The following is a 23,781-nucleotide window of genomic DNA, read 5'->3' as shown; positions in this document are numbered from 1 at the left end:
TTATCGACTGGCGTTGTACCATATGTTCCTCCATTCGACAATTCTTCCTTGTTATTCTCTCAATTTCATCCCTACATTATTTAAACATTCAATAACTATCGGCAGAGATTTTGGGCCGATTCCATGTATTGAAAGCAATTCTTTTTTTCTCAATGATGCTAATTTTTCAAAATTATTAATGCCCTCGTATTCAAGTGCATTTCTTGCTGGATTAGATAACTTGTCCAAAAAATCTTCATATTCCATGTTTTATCCTCCTCACCGAAGCGTAGCTGAGTGAGAATGAAAAATATTTTTCGTTCTCACTCATTATGATAGACTTTCCTTCTTCATCATTAGTATTAGATTCTTATTGTATTTTTTCCGCTAGAGTTTTTATACGCTCCAGAGCTATGGGAAACCTGATATTAAATGTTTCTTCTTGTTCTTGTGGAACATCAGTTTTAACAATTAATGTAGTAACTCCATTTTTTTCGGTAAGGGAATATCTTTCTGTCCCACCAGTCCACTCTTTTTCGCGTTCCTGCTGTCCACTTTCTTTTGTGTCTGCTTCGTGCCTGAATAATACAAATTCATTCGGATTAAGTTTCTCTATCAGACTTGTCACACCGTAACCATTTACAGATGATATAAACTGGATTTCATTACCTTCTTTCATTGCTCCCTTCATGTAGGTGCCTTCATCAATAATATTTGCCCAGTCACGGAATGTTACATCCTCCCAAAGAGTTGTCCAGACTCTTTCTTTAGAGGCATTTATTTCTATTGAGAATTGAATTTCTTTCATATTTTCCTCCTTAAAATAAAAAGTTTTACGTATTATAAAGATCTCTTCATATAACACTATTAGCAAAAGGCATGACAATCGACAAGTTAGGTAAAGGGCACAGCCGGATCCGCAATCCTCGTGTTATGTGATCGTATCTGTCTTGCTTTTGACCTTGATTTCGAGTCATAACCTTTAAACATCTACTTTATAATTTAAAGCTAATTCATCTCCTGTAACTCCTCTTATTCCCCAATTACTTGCAGGAATTTCAATAATAGTTATTTCAATATCTTTAGGGGCTATATGTAGTTCTTTTTCTATTCTCTCAAATAATAATCTCAATAAATTCTTCTTGGTTTCCTTTCTTCTGCCTTCAAATATGCTTATTTCAATTATCGTATAATTCTCACTTCTATCCGATTCAAAATAAAAATCATCTTCTTTCATTGGAAAAAATCTATGAAACCTTTTATCTCCAGGATATTCAAATGCCTCAACTACACATAAATGAATTGCATCTATTTGAAATAAAAGCATCATCAATTTTTATTGTCTTGATATCGTAATCCATGCTTACCCCTCCAGTTGAAATCTTTGTGTATCCAAATAATAAAGTAGCAATCATTAATAACATCACCGCATCACTTCTTGCATCTATTCCTACCGCTCTCTTACTACTGCGTTCTTAATTGATGCCAGACGACCCCTAGTGTAGAGCTGCAAAGACGATAGCGTCTAGATTGACTTTTCATTTACTGAACATCTTATAAAGAATGCGACTTAATTATAAAACTAGTTAACTAAAAATAATTATTATCTACTCTGACCTAATACAAGTGTTGCGAATGCAAAAGAAGATTTATTTATCTTACTTCTAATCAATAAGCAATATATGGATTTGTCTTCGACCATATAATTATAATATTTTTCCAAGTCTTCTCTTTTCTCAAATATAAATTCTGGATTTCCATCTTCTATTGAAGTTAAAATAAGTGGATTTATGTCATAGTCAGAAACAATATTGCCTCTTTCATCTACAATATAATAATAAATTTCAAATTCAGTTGTTTTAAAATTCAGAGCTTCAATTTCAATTTTTTCTCCAAAATAAATTTTTGGCAAATCAAGAAATCTTTTACCAACCATAACATTTTTTATCACGTCTTCAATATCTTCTTTATCTTTATTATTTCTATCTCCATAATAAATAGGCTTTAGTTCTTCAGAATCATAGAATATTTTAATGGCTGGCTCTTGTATCATACTATTTTGGCAAGATGCTAAAACTAATAATATTAATAATAAACTAATCATAATAAATGAATTCTTAAATTTTTTCACAATACTTCATCTCCTAAATCTGTTCATGGTTTTAATAAAACAATAATCCTTCTATTTCCCTTAATCTCAATATTTCGTCTCTTAAAGTTGTATCGATATATCCCATACCTTCATGTGCTACTGTTATTAACCATTCAGTTTCGTCTTTATAAAAGCATAAATCTTCCAGTAAATTTGGTTGCATCCAACTGTACAAACTTTCGACTCTATCCAAAAGTATCTCTTTTGTTTCTTTACAACATCTAATATAATGTACATCTGCGTAATGACCTAACAAACGTGTTCCTGGCCAGTTATCCTGTTTGTTTATATCAATAATATATGGTTTCAGTTCAGTTAATAGTTTTTTTCCACTGTGATTTAATGGCAATTGATCTCTTTTCACCAAAGTGAAGTTATTACAGACTTCAAATGCCAAAGATACTAATGATCTATATGTTATTCCGATTGGCTCTTCAAGAATTTCTATCACTAATGTTATCCCCCTATTTTATTGAATCTATCTTATTGCCCCTATTGCATATAACGTGGCGCGGGATTTGCGAGTGTGACCGAAGTTGTGCGTGCACAACAAAGGAATGTCCGCAAAAGCCGTTGATAGGCGTCGTTGCGAGCGTTTTGCGCGAGCAGCCTATCAGCGGGTGTAAAGCCCGCGCCACGATAGGCAGGACTTTTGAGCGCAGCGAGTGATGTCCTGCCTATCGGACGGGTATCATCGATGTTTCTGAGCTGTACCTTCAATTAATCCTTCTTTGTGGTGCTTCGCACCGAGCGAAGAAATATGGTGCCTATTGAACTAATGCTACCCGTTTGTTCAGTAATCAAGAAATTAAATTACTTATCCTATTCACCGAGCTACTAATATGAACTATTGGAAACAAAACAGAAATAATAATATTACTTTCAAAAATTGCTTTCCAAAATTTCATTCTTTTACGAAGCTTATAAACTAACAAAAATATAGATATAGTAACCGCAGAAAAGAAGAGCCAAAAAAATTCCTTTTGTCTTTTTATTTCATCTTCTATGGCTCCAATCTTCCAAATATCTTTTTCTGAAAAATTTACGTCTATAATATTCTTTTCCATCCCTACCATATTGAATGATTTCAACGATATACTATCGTTTTTCACTAGAACAATATTATAACCGTTTGGTAACAATGAAACTTTGTAAACAATAAGATATGAGATACCAGTAAGAACACCTGCAATCAATAATAAAGCTAAAAATTTCTTAACCTTTGTCACAAAAGTATCATTCATTTATTGAACCACTCCCCTTAAACACCTTCATTTTACCATAAAACCCCAATCACCTAGTTAAATATTACTGCCCGTTAGTTTAATACGCTTTTACCGCTACTTATAAATTATTATATATGTATACTATCTTTTAGATCAGCACAGGACGTGCGGTAATCGAAGAGTCTGTCTCGCCTAACGTCTCGCATCACAGACGTCACTGAGCATTACAGGCGAAGACCGAGGGTTAGATAACTCTTATCTTATCCTCGGCAAGCCGACTCGGTAGGCTCAGGGATGTGGTGCGGCAGGTGCTACATGTTATACCCACGGTGCAGCACTTCATGCATCGATAGCTTCCGCACCTTTGTAGTGATGCGTTGTTATATGACGGGTATATCCGCAAACAAAAAAATCCCACAATTATCATCGTGGGCTAATCTCAAAGTAGTTATTTAATTCTCTTGCGCCATGAGTAAATGTTATTATTTCTACTCGTGTTTCAGATATCTGATAGATCATTCTATATTTATGAACAGATATTTCTTGTATATGCTCATCACCCAGTTCTGGGACTACTCTTCCTCGTTTAGACATCTCTTTTAACGTTTTTGCTTTATCAATTACGGTATCATAAAACGATACAGCATATGAAGGTGAGTCCCGATAAATATATCTTACTATTTGCTCTAAATCATCCATTGCCGTATTAGTCCATACTACTGCTTTAGCTATTTTGAAAACCGCTGTTCCATCTCGTCCTGTGTCACATATCTTCCTTCGTCTAAGTCTTTTAGTCCTTTTCTTACTTTCGTTTGAACATATAAAGTATATTGGATATCCTCAATTGAACAGTCTTCTGGCATGTCATCAATCGCCTTTTTTATTTCATCTTTTAACATGACCACACCACCTTAAATCTTTTATTACTAATAGCATATAATCTTTTGCAAAATTTGTAAATCGATAATTGCTCCCATATTTCTATCTAGTGTGGTCTTCGGAACTGTCATATAACGTCTGGCTTCTGCAACGTCCGCTAGATTTAGATAACCATATCTTAGCTAGTGGATGTGGGCAGAATGACCCCAAAAGTATTAAGCTAACGCTACCCGTTAGTTTAGATTCCCACTTAAAGCATCTTCCCATTCTTCTTTAATATCATCGTAACGATAATCCAAATTTCCTAACTTCCACTTATCATTTCTTGTAGCAAACCACAATTGAACATCCTTTTTTACTTTCTTTTCACCGTTTTCCATAAAGACTAAATCTACTTTTCCCACTGGATAAGTATCATCTAAACCAACTCGTAATTGATTGTATTCAACGAGATAAACGCCTTGTTCCCTTAAATCCTTTACCCGTTGAATCCATTTCTTTTTAGCATCTTCATAAGTAGGGCGCCATCACTTCGTATAGAGCATTACCATACTATTATCTTATGCGAGTGCTTTGTTAGGCGACGGTCTCTGCTTTCGATACCAAAAGCAGGAGGACGCTGCGAATTTACACAACTTCCATAAAAAACCTTCTTCTAATTGCGCTCTTCCATATTCTTATATTTTCTTTCCATTTCGTAGTACACTACAACACTTGCTAACAAACTAAATACCCCTAGTATAGTAATTATCGCAAATACATCTATTAACTGTAATGATAGTATAGTTAGCCAAACCTTTTGACCATAAAAAATATATTGACCCCCAGTAATCAATAAGTTTAAAAAAATAAATATTGCTATACTTATTCTTCCAATACTCATAGCTAAACCTTGTTTGCAAAAGCCTTTCCATCTCTCTATTTGCGATTTTTCACTTTTCAAACTGTAAACATTATTAATTATAAAATAGCCCAATATTGCAGCTAAAAGTAGCAAACCAACTCTAATATAGTAAAGTGTTAACGCTTCTGAATAGACTGGGGATAAATCTGTAATCGTTAAGGTGGCAACCGCTAGTAATATTGCTATAACCCAACTCTCTTTTTCGCTCATCAATGCTAACAACTCCTCGCGCAGTAAGTTATCTTAACATATACTTAAATTTATACGATTCTATCATTGCTCTGTTAATCCGCGCAGGAGGCGCGGTAATCGCAGAGTCTGTCGCCTATCGTTCCGTGTATGCGGCGTTTCTGAGCTGTACCCACAGTAAATACTTCTTTGCGGTGCTTTTGCACCCAGCGAAGAAATGCGGTTGCGGCAGTCGCTACGTGCTTGGCATCTTAGCTTAGCTTCTTGCATCAAAATTGCATCCGTACCCTAGTGCATACACATTGTTAGAGGGTGTGGCATAATATTATTTGAATATATTATTTATTAGCCATATTGATACTTTTATAATGAGTGAACTGCTTGTGTTTTAACCTAGAGTAAAACGCAATATTCTTTTTAATCCCCGACTTTACTTTGAACTCTTCTTTTGTTATATACTCTCTTAGAAATAACTGATATAGTAGTATCCAAGATTTTGCCGATTGGATTAATACTTTTTTAATTTCATCATTTATGTTGAGTTTATATTCATCGATAATCATAACTAACGCTAATTCATTATTACTATGTATAACTTTCATCATTGTATCTTCGTCTAAGGCATTAACTCCCAAATTTTTCAATAGATATAATAACCAAATTACTTCCAACTCTTTTTTTGTGACAATATATTGATTTAACAAATTTTTTATAATCTCAATATGATCATCCTTAAAACACAAGTTTTCTTTCTCCCTAACAATTAGCTCACATACTTTTATTAACGATCTATTGTCGTTAACCAAAACATTCAATAGAAAAGAGGTATAAAGTTGTTTGTCTTTTATTTTTATCCTTTGATCAATTGATTTTATTAAGTACCTAACTGCACCCTTCGTTCCTTCTTTCTCCAAACTAAAATATGTATTGAAAAGCTCTATAATTTCTGGTGAGTCAACATTTGACTGCAAGTATCTGTTGTATATTTTCTCCAAATTCTTTACCGCATAATAAGGAAACTGGATATATCTTGATTTTTCGTTATTAAAGGTAAAGTGGTACTTTGCTATAGTGTCACTAATTTCAGTTGAAATTTTCTCTATTTCATTTTCATCGTAAATAAAAACCTCATAATCATCAGCATACCTTACAAAATTAATGTTCCTTTTTTCAATCTCTTTATCTATACGAGTTAATAAAGCTTCTGCAATAAACTGGGAAATTAAGGTGCCTGTTAGTAAACCATTGGTTCTTCCTGCATTAAGTGCTCTTACTTTCTCATCTAAATCTTTATATTTTTTGTAATCACTTGTTACTCTTTCATCCTGATTATTACTTAAGAATATTTTAAATTGAGTAATTGCCTCGTCATATCCCAATAAAATAGATGGTAATATATGTGTGTATATGCTTGCATAATGATTTGATATATCTAAATATAAGATACCTTTTGCGCCTTTAGCTCTGTTTATTTTTTCTACTACATTTGGAATATATGTTGAAACGAATAATTCATCATCCATTTCTACATCTTCGATATAATCACCAAAATAAGAAATCTCATGTTTGGATAATTTGCCATTGGCTTGTACTAATTTTGAAAAAGAGCTATTACCGCTAATCGAAAAATCCACAAGTTCTTTAATAATGTTATTTTCTTTCATATACTTTACAACTGATAAATAGGCAGTTAACTCTGGCAAATATATAACTCTACGTTTTTCGTTATCAATAAATCGGCTCATTGAATATTTGTAAGGGTCTATAAAATCAGAGCTTTGAGAAATTTCAACGTCCTCAAATATATTAATGTTTTTACTATCTAAGTTATAATTAGACGGTAAATATTCCGAGAATAATCCTTTAAACATGAACTCTTTGGTGATATCATCCAGGTTATATGCCATAATCTATTACACCCCTGCTTCTCACTTTGCAAGCTATATTATACTAATAATCTATTTAATGAATCTAATAGTGCCATTTCCTCTAACGTCCCCGCACTAAAGACGTTTCTCAGCCCTAGATAGCTCTTATCTTGGGCTGGAAATGTGCTTTGCTTCTTTGAAGGCATGACCTAAAATAGGCAAAGCGAACTAGAGTGCATTGTTAGGCACAGTCATTAGCGACCTACTTCATATCTTTTACTAAAAATATTGGGAACTTGACTTAGTTGACTGAAATCATAAGATTGTTGAACAACTTCATCTCCATCAACAAAGGGTATCATTGACGTAACTATTGACGATTTACCGCTAATCTCAAGTAATACTTCATTACGCAATATCTCATCATCTAAGTCCTTATGTATAAAGAAATCTTCTGTATACGCAAAAATTAAATATACAACTACCTTTAACTGTTCTTCCAAGGAAAGCTTTCTAAACTGCTTATAAAATTTTCTATATCTCTTCGATCGACTATCAATAAACATAAATACAAGACTTTCTTCCTTAAATGGGAAAATACATAAATGCAGCTCCTGAAGCTTATATTTCGGATCCATATCGAACAACTTATTAATAACTCCACCCTCTAAGTCAGTTGACATAGCAATCGGACCTTGGAAGGCAACAGGAACAACATAATCTAGGCGTTCACAAAAGAACATATAATACGCATCACTCTTATTCTTCTCAGCTGACTTCTTAGCTCGTATATACTCATTCGTAAATTCATTCAAGTCCAATTCAATAATATTACTTTGATGCTCTAACATACCATAAGGTAGTCCCATCTGTTCATTAACTATCTTATATATTTCAAATTCAAGCTTTCTTTTATAAATATTCTTCAAGAAATTTTTCATTGCTATCTGAGCTAGCATCTTATGGCTCGGATCAGTAGAGTACTTATCTGGATTTTCGTATTCTGCGAACACCTTACTATCACAATCTCTGCAGATAACATAAAAAGTTCCTGACCTATTGATACCATCCTCATCTTTAATTAAAGGTGAGCCAATCATCTTATTAAAGTTATACAAGTTCCCTTCAACTGATATATTTTCTAGAATAAAAGCAGGTATAGTATGTGAATTACAGAAACTCGTGACCTTCTCTCCACAATAAAGACACTTATCACTTTTAGCATTTTTCTTTGCTAGCGAAATAATCTGATTCACTTTCTTCTTATTCTCAAGTAAATTCTCTGAGGAAACCTTTTGACCGAGCCGATAAGTATCCCTTAAATCTAATGTCGATGACAACATCCCAAAAATATCTTCCATAGTACTCCTCCATTGCCGAGCTAATGATTTCGCCTAACTACTTCCTTTCCGAACATGGGGTTCGTAAAAGATAGCACAAGCTGGATCTTAGACGAACCTTGGTTCGGGAAAATACATTCTAGATTTATCGCTGAAACTTCATGAACCAAGTGCCAAATTCCACTTTTTCAACCACTGGGCCACTTTCAACAGATAAATTCACATATCGAATTACTTTGTACCCTAGTCCATAAAACTCAACTGAACCACCATCTTTGTACTTAACAATTGGGAGAGCAAAGATCGGCGACTTATCCAAAGCCGCAAGTGTGAAATCTGTACCTGCAAAAACTAACCACATTAAAATTATTACCACAAATATTCTTCGTTTTTTCTTATTCAAACGGAAACCACCTTAAAATCCATAAATTACCATGGTATTATTTGCCTTCGATTCCATTCTATCATATTTAAAAGTTGTAGTTTATAATTCTTTTTTCATAATATAGTTCCTAAAAAACATACCTCTTAACTCTTTATCTTGCATTCGAACGGTATCATACCCCTTTTTTTCAAAAAAACCTCTAGCAGTAATACTAGCTTCTGTCATTACTTCATTGTACTTTAATTTCTTAGCTTCAGCTTCAAGAGTTGTTACCAGTAAACTTGCAATGCCCATCCTTTGGTAATCTTTGTGAACGAATAATCTATCAATATATCTTCTCTGATTTAAGTCCGCAAAACCAACTAACTTGTTGTCTTGTTTGATAACATAAGCAATGTTGCTTCGTAACGAAGTTAACCATTTTTCCTTATCTGGATGTTGCGGTGCCCAAGTATCAAGCTGGTCCTGCCGATAATCTTGAGCATTTATAGTGTGAACCGTTTGGTAGAATAAGTGCAATACTTCATCCAAATCTTCATCAGTAACTGGGCGTATATCCATACCTTCAATTTGTTCCATCAAATATTACCCCTCACTTTTATATAAATATCGATCAGAAATAGCACCGATGGAAACCCCTACAATATAAGCAACTAAATCCGACCATAAAAATCCATACCCTAAAATAAGTCCACCAACTCTAGTGTACCGAATGGAGTTTATCCAGTCCCCTTGATACAACTGACTGATCTCAATGGCAAATGCAAAACCTATAGCGACTACTGCAATCCAATAGGTATCTTTTCTATGGAAAACTGTTGCGAATAAATAGAATACCATCAGAGCCCATAGTACATCGCCTATATATTGGTCACCCCACCAATCCAAAGGAAACGCCCTAGAAGCAAGGCCTAAAAGAATGACAATACATACGAACGTAGCATACATTATACGGTTTCTTTTTAGCATAGGTACTCCTTTATGACTTTCCATTTCTCAAGCTTTTCTTCATAAGGTATGGTGTACGCTGGACTAGTCGATGGTAGTTGTATAAACGCGATGTTATCAAAAGTAAAGCCGACTTTTTTACGGAAGGTTTCGGCCGCTTTTGCACCATTGAAGAAGACTGCCCGTATATTCGGATGAGTGCCTAAGATCGAACGCAAGTCATTCACTGATTCATTGCGAATACTAGTATCTAGGCTTCCTTCTCGAACACAGGAATGTAACACATCCCACAATCCAATCCCTTTTTCCCGTAAGAATCGCTTTCTCGCATCGTAGTCGTGTTCCAATGATTCATCAAGTAGGGAATATAGAATCCGCCAGAAGTGGTTTCTTGGATGCGCATAATACTGATTTTCCTCAAGAGAAATAACCCCGGGCATAGAGCCCAGGATCAATATTCGACTATCCTCATATAGTAAAGGCGGGAATGACTGAATGAAACTCATCAACATCACCTTTCATTTATTGCCACGATTTAAACTTCTCTATAATAACCTCTTTGTTAATCTTCGGTTTCTTACCACCGTTATTCTTCTCAATTTCATTCAAGCTAGCAACAACAATCAGAATCAGTCCAGCAGCCAGTAGGTACGCCCACCAAGGCAAGTTACCCCAATACTCCCGCGTGTTAATTAAGACGTTAACCCCTAAAGTCCCAATGCCTATGAAAAAGAAACTCTTCTTTCTCTTATAGAATCCCCCGATAATCGAAATTAAACATAGAATTCCTAAAATGATGCCTTCTAATGGATTGTTTTGTATGAGTGTATCGTTTAGCAGAAAGATTGCTGCAGCTACTAGAACACCATACTCGAGCTTTTTCATCAATGCTTGCTGTGATGACCACAAACGCGTTGACAGTACGATTACAAGCAATATCCAAGGAAGAACTATAAGCTCTGTTTCTATAATTCTTGGTACATCTAGACGGTAAAGCAAGTAGTAATATGGCAATAGAATGCTAACCACAGTAATTGTCTGAACGATTTTCGTAACCGCTCCATCCACTCGCTTGATTTGCGAGAATAACAGGTAAGGAATGAGCAAGTACGGAATGACTGCTAGGAATAGATTTGCTTGATAGATAAACATCATCTGAATTGTTAAAACAAATGCTGTCAATGTGTACCAGTCGATCGAATCAATGATTTCATAGTCTTTCTTCGTACTTGTATTGTACAAATGCTTCTGTAGCTTTTCACCGACGATTTTCACGATAAAAATCGTACCTAGAAGAATGAAAGCCTTCTCATAGGATTGGAACATAGCGTCGTTTACAGTGATGTCCATAATGTAAATGAATGCTGCTAAAGGCAAAATGTTAATCAGTGGGCGATTGCATGCTTTAATAATCCATAGAGAAAGTATAATCGCTAGAACAGAAGTAATCACATTCTCTACATCGAAATACGTTGTCTCGATCATCGTAAATAACACAGTAATCAAAGAGAATGGGATTAAATAGAACATAATTCTCTTACGCCAACTGTCAGAGACTTGATACCATAAAAGAAATATCCCTGCCGATGCAAACAGTAACACCTGCGTATAGTGGATGGAAGAAAGATTCCAATACTCTATAAAGGCTAGTAATGTAATCGTGAACATTGTAAATGCACCGTACAGAGAATACTTAACCATCGATTCCATCGTAGTGCGGTACATACTATATATATAGACGAATAGACATGCTATAAATAGTATTGGTTGATTGATTCCCATTGAAAGCGCCAGAATTAAATTACCAACGGTATAGACGAGCGCCCCATGCCCTACATAGAAGAAACTCTCCGCTAATTCTGTTTGACTTTTACGTCTGAAAATCTCATGAACTCCTAAAAGAATCACAGTAGCTAAGATTAACCAGATACTATAATGGGATTCATGGAAATCAGGATATACAACGGAATAATAGGATAGGATGCCAAGAAACCATGCAACAGGCATACTCCATTTCCCTATAAATTGAAGATCTGGATGATCAGATTTCTTATGAACTACCCAGCACACAATACCAAATATTAAGAGCATTACGGTTAACAGACTAAATTGACTATCTACAAATGCAAGCAACATCGTCATAAACATCACTGTGATAGACACCAGTAAACTACTAAAACGGATAGGGATTAAATACTTGTGTTTGTTAAACACATATAGGCCTAAGAACATCGCAACAGCTAGTGTAAACATGTGAATAGGTACCCCGAAAAAACTATAAAAATTCTTCATCAATTGATAGGACTGAAAACCGGCTACCATTAAAAACACGGGCGCAAGATAGCTAAAAATTATACGCTCTGTTTTATACGCAAGATAGATATAGTTCAGTGCAATCAAAAGATATGAGATTAACAGAATAACCGAAGAGCTTCCCATTCCTATCATCATAGCTTCTGCGCTGATATACAGAAAAGCAATCAGAGAAACTACGCCACTGAGGATTTGATAGATTTTTTTCAGAGAGTCGTCATTCTTTAAATACTTCTCCAAACCGATAAAGATAAATCCAGCGAGAGCAAAGATTAAGAAGTTGAACGATTGTAATATGCTATTCTCTACAACTTGATAGATACCATATACCAAGAGTCCGCCAAAAACATACACATATTCCTTTTTCCCTTGGGAATAGACCATTAACATATATAGAACTGCCGTAAGTAAGATATTGAAGCCATAAAATACTGGGCTCTTATAAAAACTCAGCATTAACAACGTACTGACAATAAGGTTGACCTGCGTAAACAAAGGTAATTCCTCAAAAAATAACTTGAATCTCTGATTTTTCTTCAAATACATATAACCGGCTAACAAGAGACAATTGTATACAATCATTCCAAGGTAAAATACATCCACGGGAGGATAGAATGAAGCAATCGCAAATCCTATTCCCAAGCTTAACGTCGTCAGACTAATCCATGTGAATAACTTATTCTGATAGCGATGAGCACTGTACACATAGACGGGAAAACACAGAATTACAGCGAAGACACCTAGTAGATACTTCCCCTCACCTGTAATCGATAGATATGTCCCGAATAATTGAAAATAACCTATTGAAAGAACGGTAACAGGTAGGAATAAACTTCCTAAAATCCAGAATGCAAAGGCTGTCTTTTCGATTTTCAGTTTATTCTCTGTTAACCAACTGATGGCAAAGAAAAGGACTGCAACAAGGCTGATACCAATTGTCTTCGTCATGTTATTCAAATTATCCCAGGCACTTGTAGCTATAATAACCCCTGAGAGCAATACCATAATGACACCAACGATTAATATCCAAGTAATATTCCGATCACGAATGTCCTGGGCACTTAAAACCTTTTTCGGTTTCGGTTGATATACAGGCTTGATGATTTTCTCACTTGGGGTTTGGATTCCTTGTAATTTTTGAACTGCTAGCTGTCGATCTGCGGAATAAATCTCGTAAGCATTAGCAATGATTGAATACTCATCGTGAGTAATGTATTCTTTTTGCTTTAAAGCTCCTAACTCTTCTTCAAAGATTTTTTTACGAGTACGATTGTCCATTGTTTGATTCCCTCCAAGCATTGTTTAATCCACATCCCATTTAAGATTTCTTTCATGTGGGTCATTCTTAATGTCGATAATAGCTTCTAAAACAACTTCACGCAGAACGCTGTCTTCCGTTTTTTCTGCAATAACTTCTAGAGGTTGAATATGATCTAGATATTTCAAAGCCAGCAAACCTATGCCAACTTGTATTTCTCTGCCAACTCGTTTAGACAAATATACGCATCATCTTTATCAAAAGAGCTATACCAACGAAAATCGTTTCTATCTAATATCCGGTAGTGCTGGCTTATGATGTTCTGCTGGAGACGAAACTCTCCATTAGATTCAATCTCTTTCCACCAAACTCGACCACCTAATGTCTTTTCCTTTGGGGTTACCATTTCCTCATGGGCAATCGTTTCTATTACTTCTATCGGCGAATCTCCTAAAACAGATTCTAGTATATGACTGTTACGAAATAGGGTCACTAGGGTTACAACATGAGACCAGCCAGCATCCGCTCTCCCTTTCTCGACTTGAACTAGAGTTTTCTTCGACATCCCGAGGATCTCAGCCATCTTGTCTTGGGTGTATCCCTTTTCCGTCCGAATGAGTTTTATTTTGTTTGAGAGGAGATGAATTACTTGTTCTTTGTTCATGTTCTCACACTCCTTTTTGTGTTTATATTTGAAAAGTAGATTCTGACTTCAGTTTTTTTTGCTGGAGTATTATATGTAATTATATATCTTTAGTGTAATTTTACACTTTAGTAGTAATTTGTGCAATGCAATCTAAAAAATATTTAAAAAAATAAAAAAATCTGCATGGATTTACGCAGATTAAGATTTATATGTATTCTTATTTCATTGCTCCCAATAGTCAGGGCGGAGTAGTAAAGGCGAAATCTTCGTATGTTTATCCCCTTTTGCCGAATTGATTTGGTTTTGATTGAGAAAAATACTCCTAGACAAATCTGCTCCTCGTAAATTGGCATCTCGCATATCAACACCTATTAAGTCCGCGCCTGCTAAATCTACACCAGCTAGATTTGCTGCGATTAGCATAAATCCTCTTAGATTAGCACCTCTAAGATGATACTTTCTGAGGTCTGCTCCTATGAAATCTGCTCCAGGTTTTATCTTGTTACTGCTCATTCTGTTACTTGGCACAGCTTTATTATGTTGTTTGTGTTCCTGTTTACTTTGATTATAAGGATTGCTAAATGATTCAGTTCGCACATGCTCGCTGACTTCAAGTAGAATGCTATTTACTTCAGCACGAGTGCTCATAATATCAATTTTCTTAAGCGTTTCTAATTCTAGATTTGTTAACACTACGATCTCTTCTATCTTTTGAGTGATGGGCCCTTGAAGATTGCTGATAGATTCTATATGGAGAGCCTCCGCCAAATACCATAATAGCTCGTGAAGATGTGTGATGATAAGCAGCGCATCAAACATATCATTAGCTAGTGTAGGATGTTCCCGCCATGACTGGCCTTTGAACGTCAATTTGGAGACCTTCTGCCCGGCACCAAAACAATCAAAGGATAAGCAACCTTTGTACCCTTTGCCATATAGAAGGTCATGTATCTTACAGCGGAAATCCGTTTCAAGATTTACGCAAGGTTGCCCCGCCTTTTTGTCTGCAGGGAATCCCTCGGAAGCTGAGAAATAAAGGCCAACACAACATAGTCCGAAACAATTTGAACAGTCGCTACGTAGACTTTCTATGATTTCTTCCTTCATTCTAACTCTTCTCCTTAATACGCTGTCTATTCACGAATCCAATCGGTAATAATTGGCTTTCCAGTATCAAAACTGATCGTATATTCAATTGCATTATACATACCCATATCATAAGTTTCACGGATTCGTATAGAATCCTCTTTGAATTCAAATTCAGTTGCACTACTCTCGTTGCTTTTCCCTAAAACAACAAAAATTAAACCCGCGTCACTATCCGGAACAAGCCAGCCAGTATCTGTTTTATCGTACAGAGAATTGAAAATTGTTTCGCTTAATTCTGGAGAAAAATATTGTTCATACTGCTGGATTACTGCCTCTTTCGAATTTGTTTGATATGGAATTTGACGCACATGCAGGTTAACTTCTTCTAGAAAAGCATACACCCTCTCCTCATTCCACGTTGTTGCCAATTCAGGATTATCAGAAGGTGGTGTGTTCGGTGTTGTGTGATCCTTGGTAGGTGTGCAACCTACTATACTGATTGCAAATACTAATAGCATGGCTAAGAAATATCGTTTTATTTTCATTCATATCACCTCAAAAAAATTATTATATTTAGACGCTACTTAAAGATATACGTTTCATTTGATTACAATTAGCTCCCCTGCTTAGTATTTAATCTGATCATGCTTTTGCGCTTCATCAAATAAAAGATTAGTTTTTGAAGTGCCCAAAGTTAATTGGATTGCCCCACGATTGCACCCATCTACACATTCTCCGCATAGAATGCATTCAGTATGAGACATGTTATTTTGCTGTACCATCTGCTCTACGTGTAAGCTCATCTGACACTTCTTATTACACAATTTGCAATTATTACACTTATTCTTGTCAGCTATTAAATGCAGTTGTGGTATTCTTACTATCTTGCCAATTTTAGTTCCTATGATTATAAATGGAGCCATCCAACATACATAATGACAGAATGCCCTTCGCCCAGCTAAAAATGCCAATAAAACAATTAATCCAATGAAGAAATAATAGATGATATAGGCCACTGGCTCTGCAATAGATATTCCGTGGGGAATTTGATAGAAGAAATTTACTTTATGGATACCACCAGCTAATATTAGTAAAATAATAATTGCAGATAACCAAGGTATCCAGATGAAATATTTAATCTTATCAAGTTTTCCTCCTTTTGCTGTCTTATTAATTACAGTCTGACAGCACTCTTGTAATCCCGCACCTGGACATAACCATCCACAGAATGCTCTTCCGAAGATAACTCCAGTTAGTAATAACACGCCAAAAACAATAAAACTCCCTGTAATCACTCCATGAAATGCACCTTCAATAATGATTGCAGGGGATAGATAAAACATTGTAACAGGAAATAGAAGAAACGATAGAAAAATCATCATGCTTCTTGCAACTTGTCTTCTCATCGATATTCCTTCTTTCAAACTGAAGCTTACCCTTACTTAAAATAATTTTATTGTTATTCTATTAGTTCTGAAACTGTTTTGAATGCGTAGCCTTGTGCTTGTAATTCGGTAACAATGCCTGCTATGGATTCCATCGATTCCCTTCTGCTTTCATACATAACATGCAAAAGAATAATCGATCCCGGTTGGATACGTTCCACTACATGTTTTATAATTTCTTTTGAGTCTGCTGCAATTTCTGGATAGGTCTCCGGCTCAATGTCCCACATAATTGTTTTAATTCCTTTATTATTTAACACCATAGGTAATACAAGCAGTTTCTTGCCATAAGGTGGTCTAAAGTGTATTGTCCCTTGGTATCCCGCTTCTCGGATTAATGCGTTTGTTCTATCAATCTCTTCTTCAATAAAGGAAGGGGTTTTCAATACCATTCGTTGGTGGGAATAAGAATGGTTTCCGAGTTCGTGCTCTTCTAACACGATTCTCTTTGCCTCATCCATATTCTCTTCAATCTCTCTACCAGTGACAAAAAATGTGGCTTTTACATCTAACGCTTTTAATATATCCAAAACTTCTCCCGTATTTTTCGTTGGACCATCATCAAAGGTTAATGCTACGACTTTTTCTGTTGTATCCACTTTATGTATTAGCTCACCAGAAAGCTGAAAAGTTCTAGAGCTACTAACCTTAAACCCAGTGTAGAATACACCGGTGAGAACAAATAAAAAACTTAACAGAAAAATTAAATATTTTCTCATTTTTTTGCCTGCTTTTTCTCTAAATTTTCTTTCATCCTATATTGGACAATCTTACGAATTAACTCGAACGGAATAGGTCTACTTAACGGAAACTTAACAGAACCTTTTGCCCATTCATACTCACCTAACTCATCAACAAACTGATCAATTCCTGATGGTGTAGGATAAAATCCGATATGGTTCTTAAAAGCAGCAAAATGTACTAGATTGCCGTTCAATTTAAAAGTTGGCATCTGATAACTCATTGCCTCAATTGCTTCCGGCGCTTCGCTTTTTATTAATTCTCTAATTGCTGTTAAACTGCTTTGAACATCTTCTGGAAAGAGCGCGATATATTCATCAATATTTTGTGGTACGTGTTTGTCTTTCTCCATTGCTATGCTCCTTTAAACTAATTTTGAATATACTTTGTAATATATGTAACGCTTAGTAGATTAAGTATTAGCAATAATGGAATACCAATGGTAAAGCTTTTGTGCTTTGTCTTGTGGCGAAAGGCATTCATTCCAAGTAGAATACCAGAAGCACCACCAGTAGCAGCTATCAAGAACAGAGTCCTTTCCGCGATTCTTTGGCCCTTTCTTCTTGATTGATTTTTATCGTAGCCCATTATAATAAACCCAATGATGTTAATAATGAAAAGTATACTAATCACTTCAATTGACATATACACTATCTCCTATATTCTTAATGCGGCATTTCAACTATTTCCGCGCAACAGGGTGGCGAATGACGGTTTTCATCGATTCTGGTTTGCTTTTGCGTGGGTCAGAAAGGTAAATTTCGTGATGCTTACCCCTTGTACGTAAGCAATCTTCCAAATCTTCTAAACGAATAAACTCATCCATCAAGGCAACGGATTCCGGCTCAGTCTCATAAGGACCTTTATGCAATATTTGAACACATAGTCCTTCTTCAAAATTCTCAAATCGGGCTAGTTGGATATCTAATTCTGGCTTTTTCTTGGAAACTTCTGTACATGCCCACTGAAACACTTCTTCTGTGACGAATTCAGGTTGGCGAAGCATAACCGTCCATTTCCAATTATCTCTTATATCAAAGCTGAATTGGCCATCTTCTACCCACCATAGTCCTTCAAGAGGTGGAACTACATACTCGAAGAATCCCTCTGGTTGTTTACCTTTTTTATGACTCATTTTAATTGTATAAGATAATCCATATAGAAGTTCTACGGCATTCTCGAATTCTGGGTTATCATTCGGATCCCCATTCCCATCAACCATAATAAAGTTCATGGAAGGCACGTCAATTAACATAGGCTTGTCTTTTGGCATGTAGAACTCTTTGTATTCTTTTTTATAATCAAAAACCTTTTCCGTCATCTGTTTGACTCCTTATCATCTAATAATTTGTTAAACTTTTTCTCTGATAAAATTTCATTTGTGACAAACAGTCCATTATCAAATAAGCTATATGTAGTAAATGGAGAAGGTGCGGTTTGTGCTTGCACTATCGTCGAGATTTTTATTAAAGAGAATGGAACTCCTCTATTCTGTGCTATCCCAGCGATTATATTTGCATACTTTTCCGTGTGGGGGCATTGATTCGAATAGTACAAAACCATTCCTTTATGTTCTGTAATCCCTAATTTCGTGCAATCTCTGAATTTAGGCACATAAGTTTCTTCTTCAAATGGTAAGTAAAGAAGTTCAAAATATGGGCTAGCCGTATCGCAAACTTTAAATCCTTTATATTTTAAATACTTAGGATCTGATAGGAAAGGTTTTTTTGTTTTTGATGATAGTATCACAATCCCCTTTTTCCCTTTTATCCTTGAGTCAGAAATACATTCGTTTAGTAATACGTGCCATAACCTTGACCTTTATATTGTCCAGAAACCCAGAAGCAATTAACATACATATATCCATCTGCATCAATGGGGCACCAGGCCTTTTCTGCGGGAATATATTCAATGAAAACCTTTCCCCGAACATTCAGTTTTTTGAAAACAAGACCGTCTTTGAAACGCTCGATTAACCAATCCTTTTTTGACTTCGAACAATTCTCACCTGTTTTCTCTGAAATTGCGCAACAGATATGCTCATCTGCAATATTCCTCTGATCAATTTGAATAATCATAATATCAGCTCCGGAGTGTTATTTCTTTCCATAATAGCATAAAGACCTGACAATTGTTTGTCAGGCTGCAACTTTTTTATAATGTTTTTTCATGAAAACTATTCCTTCTTTTAGTAAACATCTCCCATCATCTGATCCTTAAAAATTTTTAAAGCTGGGTGATAAAATTACAGACTTCTGTCGAAAAAGTGCTTCCTATTTACCTGTAATTTTCTTGACATTATCTGTATAAAAAGTTCCTCAACAGCCGAAATACTTGCAACTATCACAATCCCATAAGCCAAAAAATTCATAGGTACATAAGGGATTACTAAAGGAAAAACAAATAGTATCGCCCCAGTTATTTTGTTTCCGTAGGTGTGTAGGCTTATAAATACATTGTATTTCATTAATGCCACAGTCATTGCACTAAATCTTATAATCGCAATCACTATAATCCAGAAAATAATTAGTTCAGAAGGTTTTATTATTGGAAAAAGGATTACAAGAAGAACAGCTACCATGACCATATCTGCAATAGAATCTAATATTTCACCAAATCTACTTTCCGTTCCCATCTTCCTTGCAAGAAATCCATCTAGCATATCGCTAATTCCGCAATATATATAAATGAGATAAAACGCTTGGCTGAACGGTGTAATAAGAAATAGGCTCAGAGATAAGATGATTCGACTCAATGATATGAAATTAGGAATCATGTCTCTCAACTCCTCCATCCTATTTTAGTAAGTATTTATAGTACGCTAGAAATTCCCTTGCAATAGCATATATGTCCCTTAGTTCAAAGATTCTAGCGTGTGCCGAATATACTTCTTTGAATCCAATTTTCTTAAATGCTAGTTTTGTTCTCGTTATATGATGGTATTGTGTAATGACTACCACTGATTCAAGCTCTAACTCATCCATGATTAACTTCGAATTTACCGCTGTAAGATGTGTGTTGTATCCATTGCTATCTTTTATTATATTTTCTTCAGGAATACCCATTGAAATTAAATAGGTGCTCATGACTTCTGCTTCATCGAACCCCTCTTTGCCTACTCCGCCACTTACGATAATGCTTCTTATGCTAGCATGCTCATAAAGTTCCGCTGCTCGATCTAATCTAGCTTCTAGTCTCTTAGAAGGGACGCCATTTAGCTCAACCTTGTTACCAAGTACCACACCGACATCTGCAACAACATTGTCGTTGATATCATCATTTAGGCCGTCAATGACTATAGCAATCGTGTGAATAATAAACCAAAGTACGAAAAGACTGAGCGATACTATCAGTAGTTTCTTCATTCTGTAGCTCCAATCAATATTCTCTTTATTTCAATTTGTTCCTAATAATTTCTTCGAGTTCATCCATCCTAGTTTCTAATCTTGCTATATTTCTGAATATTTTCCTAAAAGGAAAAGTCATTAGAATCACAATTAATACTACTATTCCTAGTAATATAACGATACTCGCAAATTGTATTAACATTGTTCCTAATTCGAAATGCATATAAATTCCTCCGTTAAGTTGTAATATGCATATCCTACTATACCTTGTGGAAGATCTTGATACTCTTTCTTTGACTGAATAATCTCTTCAATAAGTTTTACTAAATTCATTAGTTGAATCATTTGGTAAGCATCTTTATCTTCAAAATAAATGTAAGATCCATCTAGATTAATACTTTTTATTGGGATGTTGTTTGAAGTCCAATTTACTGTTTTCTTCTTTTGAAATATTCCCACCTCTAAAGTATAATTTGAAATTGGCGTAATGTTAATATATTCTGGAAAACTAACTGGATAATTCAATATATCAATAGAAAAGAGTTCAGCCAAAATCCTATCTTTTTCTTCTTTTGTGAAAACGATTGTAGTTCTTACGCTAGCCATTTGTAAATCTTTTGTATACGTATTCGTATAAGTATTCATAACACTCTTACCATGAAAGCCATATGAGTATATAAAATCAAAATCATTTGCGACCTGTTTGTTTACATACGTATCATACAAGGGAACATTCATTGTAAAAAGTACTACCGCTAAAACAGACAAACCAACACCAGTTATTATTTCTATGACTCCTCGTCTACTTCTTTTCATTGGGAATTCTACTTCAATTATTCCTCGTAGTATATCTATAAACTCGTCAGTAAACGAAAAATCGTAACTATGTTGAAACATCAACTCAATATTTTCTGACGATAAAAGAGTCTCCTTTATTTTTATGGTCGCTTTACTATCTTGAAAGGTATAGATGCTGTTTTCATTTTCATCGATTCGACTGAAATCCAGTCCTAACTCCACTAAGACTGTACCGACCATTTCTGCTGCTTTAGATTGTGAAAGATTGAATATCGTGTATTTCTTGGAAATCATTAACTTACGGATTGTGTATACCATAAATGTTGTAAAAACTAAAAGTAAAATAGATGTTATTACTCTTGCCTCCGCGAAATCCCACATATTTGTAAAAGTGAAATAAGTAGAAATAGCAGTTATTATTGTCATGATAAGATGCGAGAGTCTCTGTTGGTAGATTATTCTTTTTTCACGAAGCTTTTTTAGCCCTTCTAAAACCATTAAAAAAGAGCTTATTAGTAATATAAGGTAAAAGATATAGTCTTCTATCACTTGTTTCCTCCTTTCGAAGTTGTTCCAAAAATTTCTCCTAGCTTAATCCTATAAACAGACCGATAAAGGCAGTCGCAAAACTTATACCAAACATAATTACTAGGCTCAAACCTATTAAGATTAAACAAACTGACATATAAAAAGTTATGGATTTAGATGCGTTGATTCTTACCACCTACTTCTTCAAGATACTAGTAATCTTTATAAATCTGATGGCAAACCATTTTGGTACATTGCCAAGCAATTTTTGTTGTTGATTAAAGTCTCTATCGTTTTTCTATTCGGTCTGGCATATATAATAGGATAATCTATTTCAAAATATTGCTCACGAATTGGAAATGCAATTCTTTCTTCATCTATAAAGAACTGAGCATCTATCCCTTCTTTGTTACCACGGGAGTCTATACGAATCCATTTCCTCAAATGAGAGATAAAAACCGCATTTAGAGCATGTATACAGTACCCTGTATCTGGAGTATCACCTAATGTGATTTTTGATAACAGAAACCTGTTGGGATGTTTACTGCTCTTAATAATGCAGCCAATAAATTTGATTTTGCATAGCAAATTCCTTCTTTATAATAGAGAACCTCTGATGCTTTTCTTGTAACTCTTGAGCTTTGAATGTCCCAAGAATGTGATATCTCATCACGTACAAACTCAAAGACTCTCATGATAATCTCTGTTTCAATAGTTAGTCCGTCAATTAACTCTTTGACTTTGTCTTGAATCATTGTATTGTTATAGTCTATTTCTTCAGTTTCTATTAGATATTCACTTAGGGTATCTAGCTCGCATTGGAATCTCATAGATTTCTCTCCAGTTTTTTTGATTGTTGCAACAGTATACTTATTACATAAATGTATGGTCAACTTTGTAGCCGGTAGTCAGCAATCTTAAACCCTATGATCCCTACGTTATTAATCTAGCTTCTTAGAAATATCTTTAAGAGCATACAGAATATTATTTAAAGCCATTAGAATAAAGCCTAGCATAATGAATGTTACAACTTCCCCTGTGAAAATAGATATACCAGCTAATATTAAAGCGTAAAGATAATACAATGCTTTCACCTCGATCCTAACATAAATCTATGACTCTATTTGTTATTTAAACTCTTATTAAAATCGCTTAAGTAAAACAAAATGAAAGTTATTGAATAATGTACAGATCCTATTGAAAGGGCTAATAAAGAAATTACTGTGTTCATAAGTAAGTTAAACTCCAACCCTATTATAGAAATAACAAAAGCAATGCCTACTATAGAAAAAGTAATAATTACGTTTAGTATTCTGTTTTTAGTAATAATACTCATAAGATGTATAGCCAACCAAGTTAAACAAAAGTAAGAGGGTAAAAAAATGAGCACTGTTAAGTCTGTAAATAGCGGAAATTCATTCTCTAGATACCTTGGGTAGAATTTTATTGTTAAATAACTAAAGATTGCCAAAGAAATTACAATCCAAGAAAAGTAAAGTATATTGATATGTTTTTTCATTTAAAACACCTGCATTTATTCTACTTGTAGATACGTGTGATTTTTCAGACTAAAGATTTCACTTAATAGTTTGCGATTTTCTTGCTTATTGCTCGCTCTCCAAACTATCTTTAAGGGCGTGTATTAACAGCTGATGATTGGATTTGAAATATTGATAAGATAAACTATAAGCATTCAAATTTTCGTTAGAAACTACATATGCTTTGTAGATTAAAAAGACATTAATT

At 34.8% G+C, this 23,781-nt stretch carries 31 protein-coding genes and 2 pseudogenes; all 33 read right to left on the bottom strand.

The window, feature by feature from the left end:
• Nucleotides 1-51: 51 nt before the first annotated feature.
• Nucleotides 52-246 (bottom strand): DNA-directed RNA polymerase subunit alpha C-terminal domain-containing protein, encoded by a 195-nt coding sequence (locus BHU72_RS01720; RefSeq protein WP_069700877.1) that lies wholly within the window; start codon nt 244-246, stop codon nt 52-54.
• A 103-nt stretch (nt 247-349) separates the two neighbouring features.
• The gene (locus tag BHU72_RS01715) at nt 350-787 is read right to left on the bottom strand and encodes a hypothetical protein (protein WP_069700876.1); all 438 of its coding nucleotides are present in this window, start codon (nt 785-787) and stop codon (nt 350-352) included.
• 174 nt (nt 788-961) lie between these two features.
• The gene (locus BHU72_RS01710; RefSeq protein WP_069700933.1) at nt 962-1,309 is read right to left on the bottom strand and encodes a tautomerase family protein; all 348 of its coding nucleotides are present in this window, start codon (nt 1,307-1,309) and stop codon (nt 962-964) included.
• Nucleotides 1,310-1,582: 273 nt separating this feature from the next.
• Entirely contained in the window at nt 1,583-2,110 is a 528-nt protein-coding gene (locus BHU72_RS01705; protein WP_069700875.1) for a hypothetical protein, read from the bottom strand.
• A gap of 31 nt (nt 2,111-2,141) precedes the next feature.
• Nucleotides 2,142-2,582 carry a hypothetical protein gene (locus BHU72_RS01700; protein ID WP_069700874.1) on the bottom strand — a complete coding sequence of 147 codons (441 nt, stop codon included), beginning with the start codon at nt 2,580-2,582 and terminating at the stop codon, nt 2,142-2,144.
• Nucleotides 2,583-2,931: 349 nt separating this feature from the next.
• Complete coding sequence (locus BHU72_RS01695; RefSeq protein ID WP_069700873.1) at nt 2,932-3,375, bottom strand: hypothetical protein; 444 nt, start codon at nt 3,373-3,375, stop codon at nt 2,932-2,934.
• Between the two features lie 405 nt (nt 3,376-3,780).
• Nucleotides 3,781-4,089: a type II toxin-antitoxin system RelE/ParE family toxin gene (locus BHU72_RS01690; RefSeq protein ID WP_301553471.1), complete on the bottom strand. Its 309-nt coding sequence runs from the start codon at nt 4,087-4,089 to the stop codon at nt 3,781-3,783.
• Nucleotides 4,086-4,256, bottom strand: a complete 171-nt coding sequence (locus BHU72_RS15720) for a hypothetical protein (protein ID WP_176720350.1) — start codon at nt 4,254-4,256, stop codon at nt 4,086-4,088. The genes BHU72_RS01690 and BHU72_RS15720 overlap by 4 nt, the downstream gene beginning before the upstream one ends.
• Nucleotides 4,257-4,469: 213 nt before the next feature.
• Nucleotides 4,470-4,640, bottom strand: coding sequence for a hypothetical protein (locus tag BHU72_RS15715; RefSeq protein WP_176720372.1), 171 nt, complete (start codon nt 4,638-4,640; stop codon nt 4,470-4,472).
• Between the two features lie 251 nt (nt 4,641-4,891).
• Nucleotides 4,892-5,350: a hypothetical protein gene (locus tag BHU72_RS01685; RefSeq protein ID WP_069700871.1), complete on the bottom strand. Its 459-nt coding sequence runs from the start codon at nt 5,348-5,350 to the stop codon at nt 4,892-4,894.
• A gap of 317 nt (nt 5,351-5,667) precedes the next feature.
• Entirely contained in the window at nt 5,668-7,236 is a 1,569-nt protein-coding gene (locus tag BHU72_RS01680) for an RNA-directed DNA polymerase (protein ID WP_069700870.1), read from the bottom strand.
• A gap of 38 nt (nt 7,237-7,274) precedes the next feature.
• Entirely contained in the window at nt 7,275-7,403 is a 129-nt protein-coding gene (locus BHU72_RS16335) for a hypothetical protein (protein WP_301553467.1), read from the bottom strand.
• A 48-nt stretch (nt 7,404-7,451) separates the two neighbouring features.
• Nucleotides 7,452-8,558 (bottom strand): hypothetical protein, encoded by a 1,107-nt coding sequence (locus BHU72_RS01675; protein WP_069700869.1) that lies wholly within the window; start codon nt 8,556-8,558, stop codon nt 7,452-7,454.
• A gap of 124 nt (nt 8,559-8,682) precedes the next feature.
• On the bottom strand, nt 8,683-8,940 hold the full coding sequence (locus BHU72_RS01670) for a hypothetical protein (RefSeq protein ID WP_069700868.1): 258 nt from the start codon (nt 8,938-8,940) through the stop codon (nt 8,683-8,685).
• Nucleotides 8,941-9,021: 81 nt separating this feature from the next.
• Nucleotides 9,022-9,501, bottom strand: coding sequence for a GNAT family N-acetyltransferase (locus BHU72_RS01665; RefSeq protein ID WP_069700867.1), 480 nt, complete (start codon nt 9,499-9,501; stop codon nt 9,022-9,024).
• Between the two features lie 6 nt (nt 9,502-9,507).
• Nucleotides 9,508-9,891 (bottom strand): ribosomal maturation YjgA family protein, encoded by a 384-nt coding sequence (locus tag BHU72_RS01660; protein WP_069700866.1) that lies wholly within the window; start codon nt 9,889-9,891, stop codon nt 9,508-9,510.
• Nucleotides 9,885-10,376: a DNA-deoxyinosine glycosylase gene (locus tag BHU72_RS01655; protein WP_218076072.1), complete on the bottom strand. Its 492-nt coding sequence runs from the start codon at nt 10,374-10,376 to the stop codon at nt 9,885-9,887. The genes BHU72_RS01660 and BHU72_RS01655 overlap by 7 nt, the downstream gene beginning before the upstream one ends.
• A 16-nt stretch (nt 10,377-10,392) precedes the next feature.
• Entirely contained in the window at nt 10,393-13,461 is a 3,069-nt protein-coding gene (locus tag BHU72_RS01650; RefSeq protein WP_069700864.1) for a hypothetical protein, read from the bottom strand.
• A gap of 24 nt (nt 13,462-13,485) precedes the next feature.
• Nucleotides 13,486-13,629, bottom strand: coding sequence for a hypothetical protein (locus BHU72_RS15710; protein WP_176720370.1), 144 nt, complete (start codon nt 13,627-13,629; stop codon nt 13,486-13,488).
• Between the two features lie 11 nt (nt 13,630-13,640).
• Nucleotides 13,641-14,105, bottom strand: a complete 465-nt coding sequence (locus tag BHU72_RS01645; RefSeq protein ID WP_069700863.1) for a helix-turn-helix transcriptional regulator — start codon at nt 14,103-14,105, stop codon at nt 13,641-13,643.
• Between the two features lie 204 nt (nt 14,106-14,309).
• Nucleotides 14,310-15,194, bottom strand: coding sequence for a pentapeptide repeat-containing protein (locus tag BHU72_RS01640; protein WP_069700862.1), 885 nt, complete (start codon nt 15,192-15,194; stop codon nt 14,310-14,312).
• Between the two features lie 26 nt (nt 15,195-15,220).
• Nucleotides 15,221-15,721 carry a hypothetical protein gene (locus BHU72_RS01635; RefSeq protein ID WP_069700861.1) on the bottom strand — a complete coding sequence of 167 codons (501 nt, stop codon included), beginning with the start codon at nt 15,719-15,721 and terminating at the stop codon, nt 15,221-15,223.
• A gap of 81 nt (nt 15,722-15,802) precedes the next feature.
• Nucleotides 15,803-16,582: a 4Fe-4S binding protein gene (locus BHU72_RS01630; protein ID WP_083248186.1), complete on the bottom strand. Its 780-nt coding sequence runs from the start codon at nt 16,580-16,582 to the stop codon at nt 15,803-15,805.
• Nucleotides 16,583-16,635: 53 nt separating this feature from the next.
• Nucleotides 16,636-17,340 carry a polysaccharide deacetylase family protein gene (locus BHU72_RS01625; RefSeq protein ID WP_069700860.1) on the bottom strand — a complete coding sequence of 235 codons (705 nt, stop codon included), beginning with the start codon at nt 17,338-17,340 and terminating at the stop codon, nt 16,636-16,638.
• Complete coding sequence (locus tag BHU72_RS01620) at nt 17,337-17,714, bottom strand: iron chaperone (RefSeq protein WP_069700859.1); 378 nt, start codon at nt 17,712-17,714, stop codon at nt 17,337-17,339. The genes BHU72_RS01625 and BHU72_RS01620 overlap by 4 nt, the downstream gene beginning before the upstream one ends.
• Nucleotides 17,715-17,731: 17 nt before the next feature.
• Complete coding sequence (locus tag BHU72_RS01615; protein ID WP_069700858.1) at nt 17,732-18,007, bottom strand: DUF1294 domain-containing protein; 276 nt, start codon at nt 18,005-18,007, stop codon at nt 17,732-17,734.
• A gap of 37 nt (nt 18,008-18,044) precedes the next feature.
• Nucleotides 18,045-18,683: a GyrI-like domain-containing protein gene (locus BHU72_RS01610; RefSeq protein WP_069700857.1), complete on the bottom strand. Its 639-nt coding sequence runs from the start codon at nt 18,681-18,683 to the stop codon at nt 18,045-18,047.
• Nucleotides 18,680-19,443, bottom strand: a pseudogene (locus tag BHU72_RS16450) (YoaP domain-containing protein). The gene BHU72_RS01610 and the pseudogene BHU72_RS16450 overlap by 4 nt, the downstream one beginning before the upstream one ends.
• A 164-nt stretch (nt 19,444-19,607) precedes the next feature.
• Nucleotides 19,608-20,138, bottom strand: coding sequence for a CDP-alcohol phosphatidyltransferase family protein (locus tag BHU72_RS01600; protein WP_245671825.1), 531 nt, complete (start codon nt 20,136-20,138; stop codon nt 19,608-19,610).
• Between the two features lie 19 nt (nt 20,139-20,157).
• Nucleotides 20,158-20,727: a YdcF family protein gene (locus BHU72_RS01595; protein WP_069700855.1), complete on the bottom strand. Its 570-nt coding sequence runs from the start codon at nt 20,725-20,727 to the stop codon at nt 20,158-20,160.
• Between the two features lie 189 nt (nt 20,728-20,916).
• On the bottom strand, nt 20,917-22,056 hold the full coding sequence (locus BHU72_RS01585; protein WP_069700853.1) for a hypothetical protein: 1,140 nt from the start codon (nt 22,054-22,056) through the stop codon (nt 20,917-20,919).
• 201 nt (nt 22,057-22,257) lie between these two features.
• A pseudogene (locus BHU72_RS16445) lies at nt 22,258-22,865 on the bottom strand (transglutaminase-like domain-containing protein).
• Between the two features lie 111 nt (nt 22,866-22,976).
• Entirely contained in the window at nt 22,977-23,120 is a 144-nt protein-coding gene (locus tag BHU72_RS15705) for a hypothetical protein (protein WP_176720349.1), read from the bottom strand.
• Between the last annotated feature and the right edge of the window lie 661 nt (nt 23,121-23,781).

This window comes from Desulfuribacillus stibiiarsenatis (genome assembly GCF_001742305.1).
Taxonomy (GTDB): domain Bacteria; phylum Bacillota; class Bacilli; order Desulfuribacillales; family Desulfuribacillaceae; genus Desulfuribacillus_A; species Desulfuribacillus_A stibiiarsenatis.
The sequence above is the reverse complement of the archived record's forward strand: the minus strand, read 5'-3'. Positions and strand labels throughout refer to the sequence as shown.

Excerpts from the sequence above, each read along its gene's own strand:
- BHU72_RS01610 (WP_069700857.1), bottom strand. The coding sequence starts at position 18,683 with ATGACGGAAAAGGTTTTTGATTATAAAAAAGAATACAAAGAGTTCTAC.
- BHU72_RS01665 (WP_069700867.1), bottom strand. The coding sequence starts at position 9,501 with ATGGAACAAATTGAAGGTATGGATATACGCCCAGTTACTGATGAAGAT.
- BHU72_RS01655 (WP_218076072.1), bottom strand. The coding sequence starts at position 10,376 with ATGAGTTTCATTCAGTCATTCCCGCCTTTACTATATGAGGATAGTCGA.
- BHU72_RS01650 (WP_069700864.1), bottom strand. The coding sequence starts at position 13,461 with ATGGACAATCGTACTCGTAAAAAAATCTTTGAAGAAGAGTTAGGAGCT.
- BHU72_RS01675 (WP_069700869.1), bottom strand. The coding sequence starts at position 8,558 with ATGGAAGATATTTTTGGGATGTTGTCATCGACATTAGATTTAAGGGAT.
- BHU72_RS01625 (WP_069700860.1), bottom strand. The coding sequence starts at position 17,340 with ATGAGAAAATATTTAATTTTTCTGTTAAGTTTTTTATTTGTTCTCACC.
- BHU72_RS01695 (WP_069700873.1), bottom strand. The coding sequence starts at position 3,375 with ATGAATGATACTTTTGTGACAAAGGTTAAGAAATTTTTAGCTTTATTA.
- BHU72_RS01715 (WP_069700876.1), bottom strand. The coding sequence starts at position 787 with ATGAAAGAAATTCAATTCTCAATAGAAATAAATGCCTCTAAAGAAAGA.
- BHU72_RS01620 (WP_069700859.1), bottom strand. The coding sequence starts at position 17,714 with ATGGAGAAAGACAAACACGTACCACAAAATATTGATGAATATATCGCG.
- BHU72_RS01635 (WP_069700861.1), bottom strand. The coding sequence starts at position 15,721 with ATGAAAATAAAACGATATTTCTTAGCCATGCTATTAGTATTTGCAATC.
- BHU72_RS01680 (WP_069700870.1), bottom strand. The coding sequence starts at position 7,236 with ATGGCATATAACCTGGATGATATCACCAAAGAGTTCATGTTTAAAGGA.
- BHU72_RS01615 (WP_069700858.1), bottom strand. The coding sequence starts at position 18,007 with ATGTCAATTGAAGTGATTAGTATACTTTTCATTATTAACATCATTGGG.
- BHU72_RS01660 (WP_069700866.1), bottom strand. The coding sequence starts at position 9,891 with ATGCTAAAAAGAAACCGTATAATGTATGCTACGTTCGTATGTATTGTC.
- BHU72_RS01630 (WP_083248186.1), bottom strand. The coding sequence starts at position 16,582 with ATGAGAAGACAAGTTGCAAGAAGCATGATGATTTTTCTATCGTTTCTT.
- BHU72_RS01720 (WP_069700877.1), bottom strand. The coding sequence starts at position 246 with ATGGAATATGAAGATTTTTTGGACAAGTTATCTAATCCAGCAAGAAAT.
- BHU72_RS01595 (WP_069700855.1), bottom strand. The coding sequence starts at position 20,727 with ATGAAGAAACTACTGATAGTATCGCTCAGTCTTTTCGTACTTTGGTTT.
- BHU72_RS01640 (WP_069700862.1), bottom strand. The coding sequence starts at position 15,194 with ATGAAGGAAGAAATCATAGAAAGTCTACGTAGCGACTGTTCAAATTGT.
- BHU72_RS01685 (WP_069700871.1), bottom strand. The coding sequence starts at position 5,350 with ATGAGCGAAAAAGAGAGTTGGGTTATAGCAATATTACTAGCGGTTGCC.
- BHU72_RS15720 (WP_176720350.1), bottom strand. The coding sequence starts at position 4,256 with ATGTTAAAAGATGAAATAAAAAAGGCGATTGATGACATGCCAGAAGAC.
- BHU72_RS01600 (WP_245671825.1), bottom strand. The coding sequence starts at position 20,138 with ATGATTCCTAATTTCATATCATTGAGTCGAATCATCTTATCTCTGAGC.
- BHU72_RS01645 (WP_069700863.1), bottom strand. The coding sequence starts at position 14,105 with ATGAACAAAGAACAAGTAATTCATCTCCTCTCAAACAAAATAAAACTC.
- BHU72_RS01710 (WP_069700933.1), bottom strand. The coding sequence starts at position 1,309 with ATGATGCTTTTATTTCAAATAGATGCAATTCATTTATGTGTAGTTGAG.
- BHU72_RS16335 (WP_301553467.1), bottom strand. The coding sequence starts at position 7,403 with ATGCCTTCAAAGAAGCAAAGCACATTTCCAGCCCAAGATAAGAGCTAT.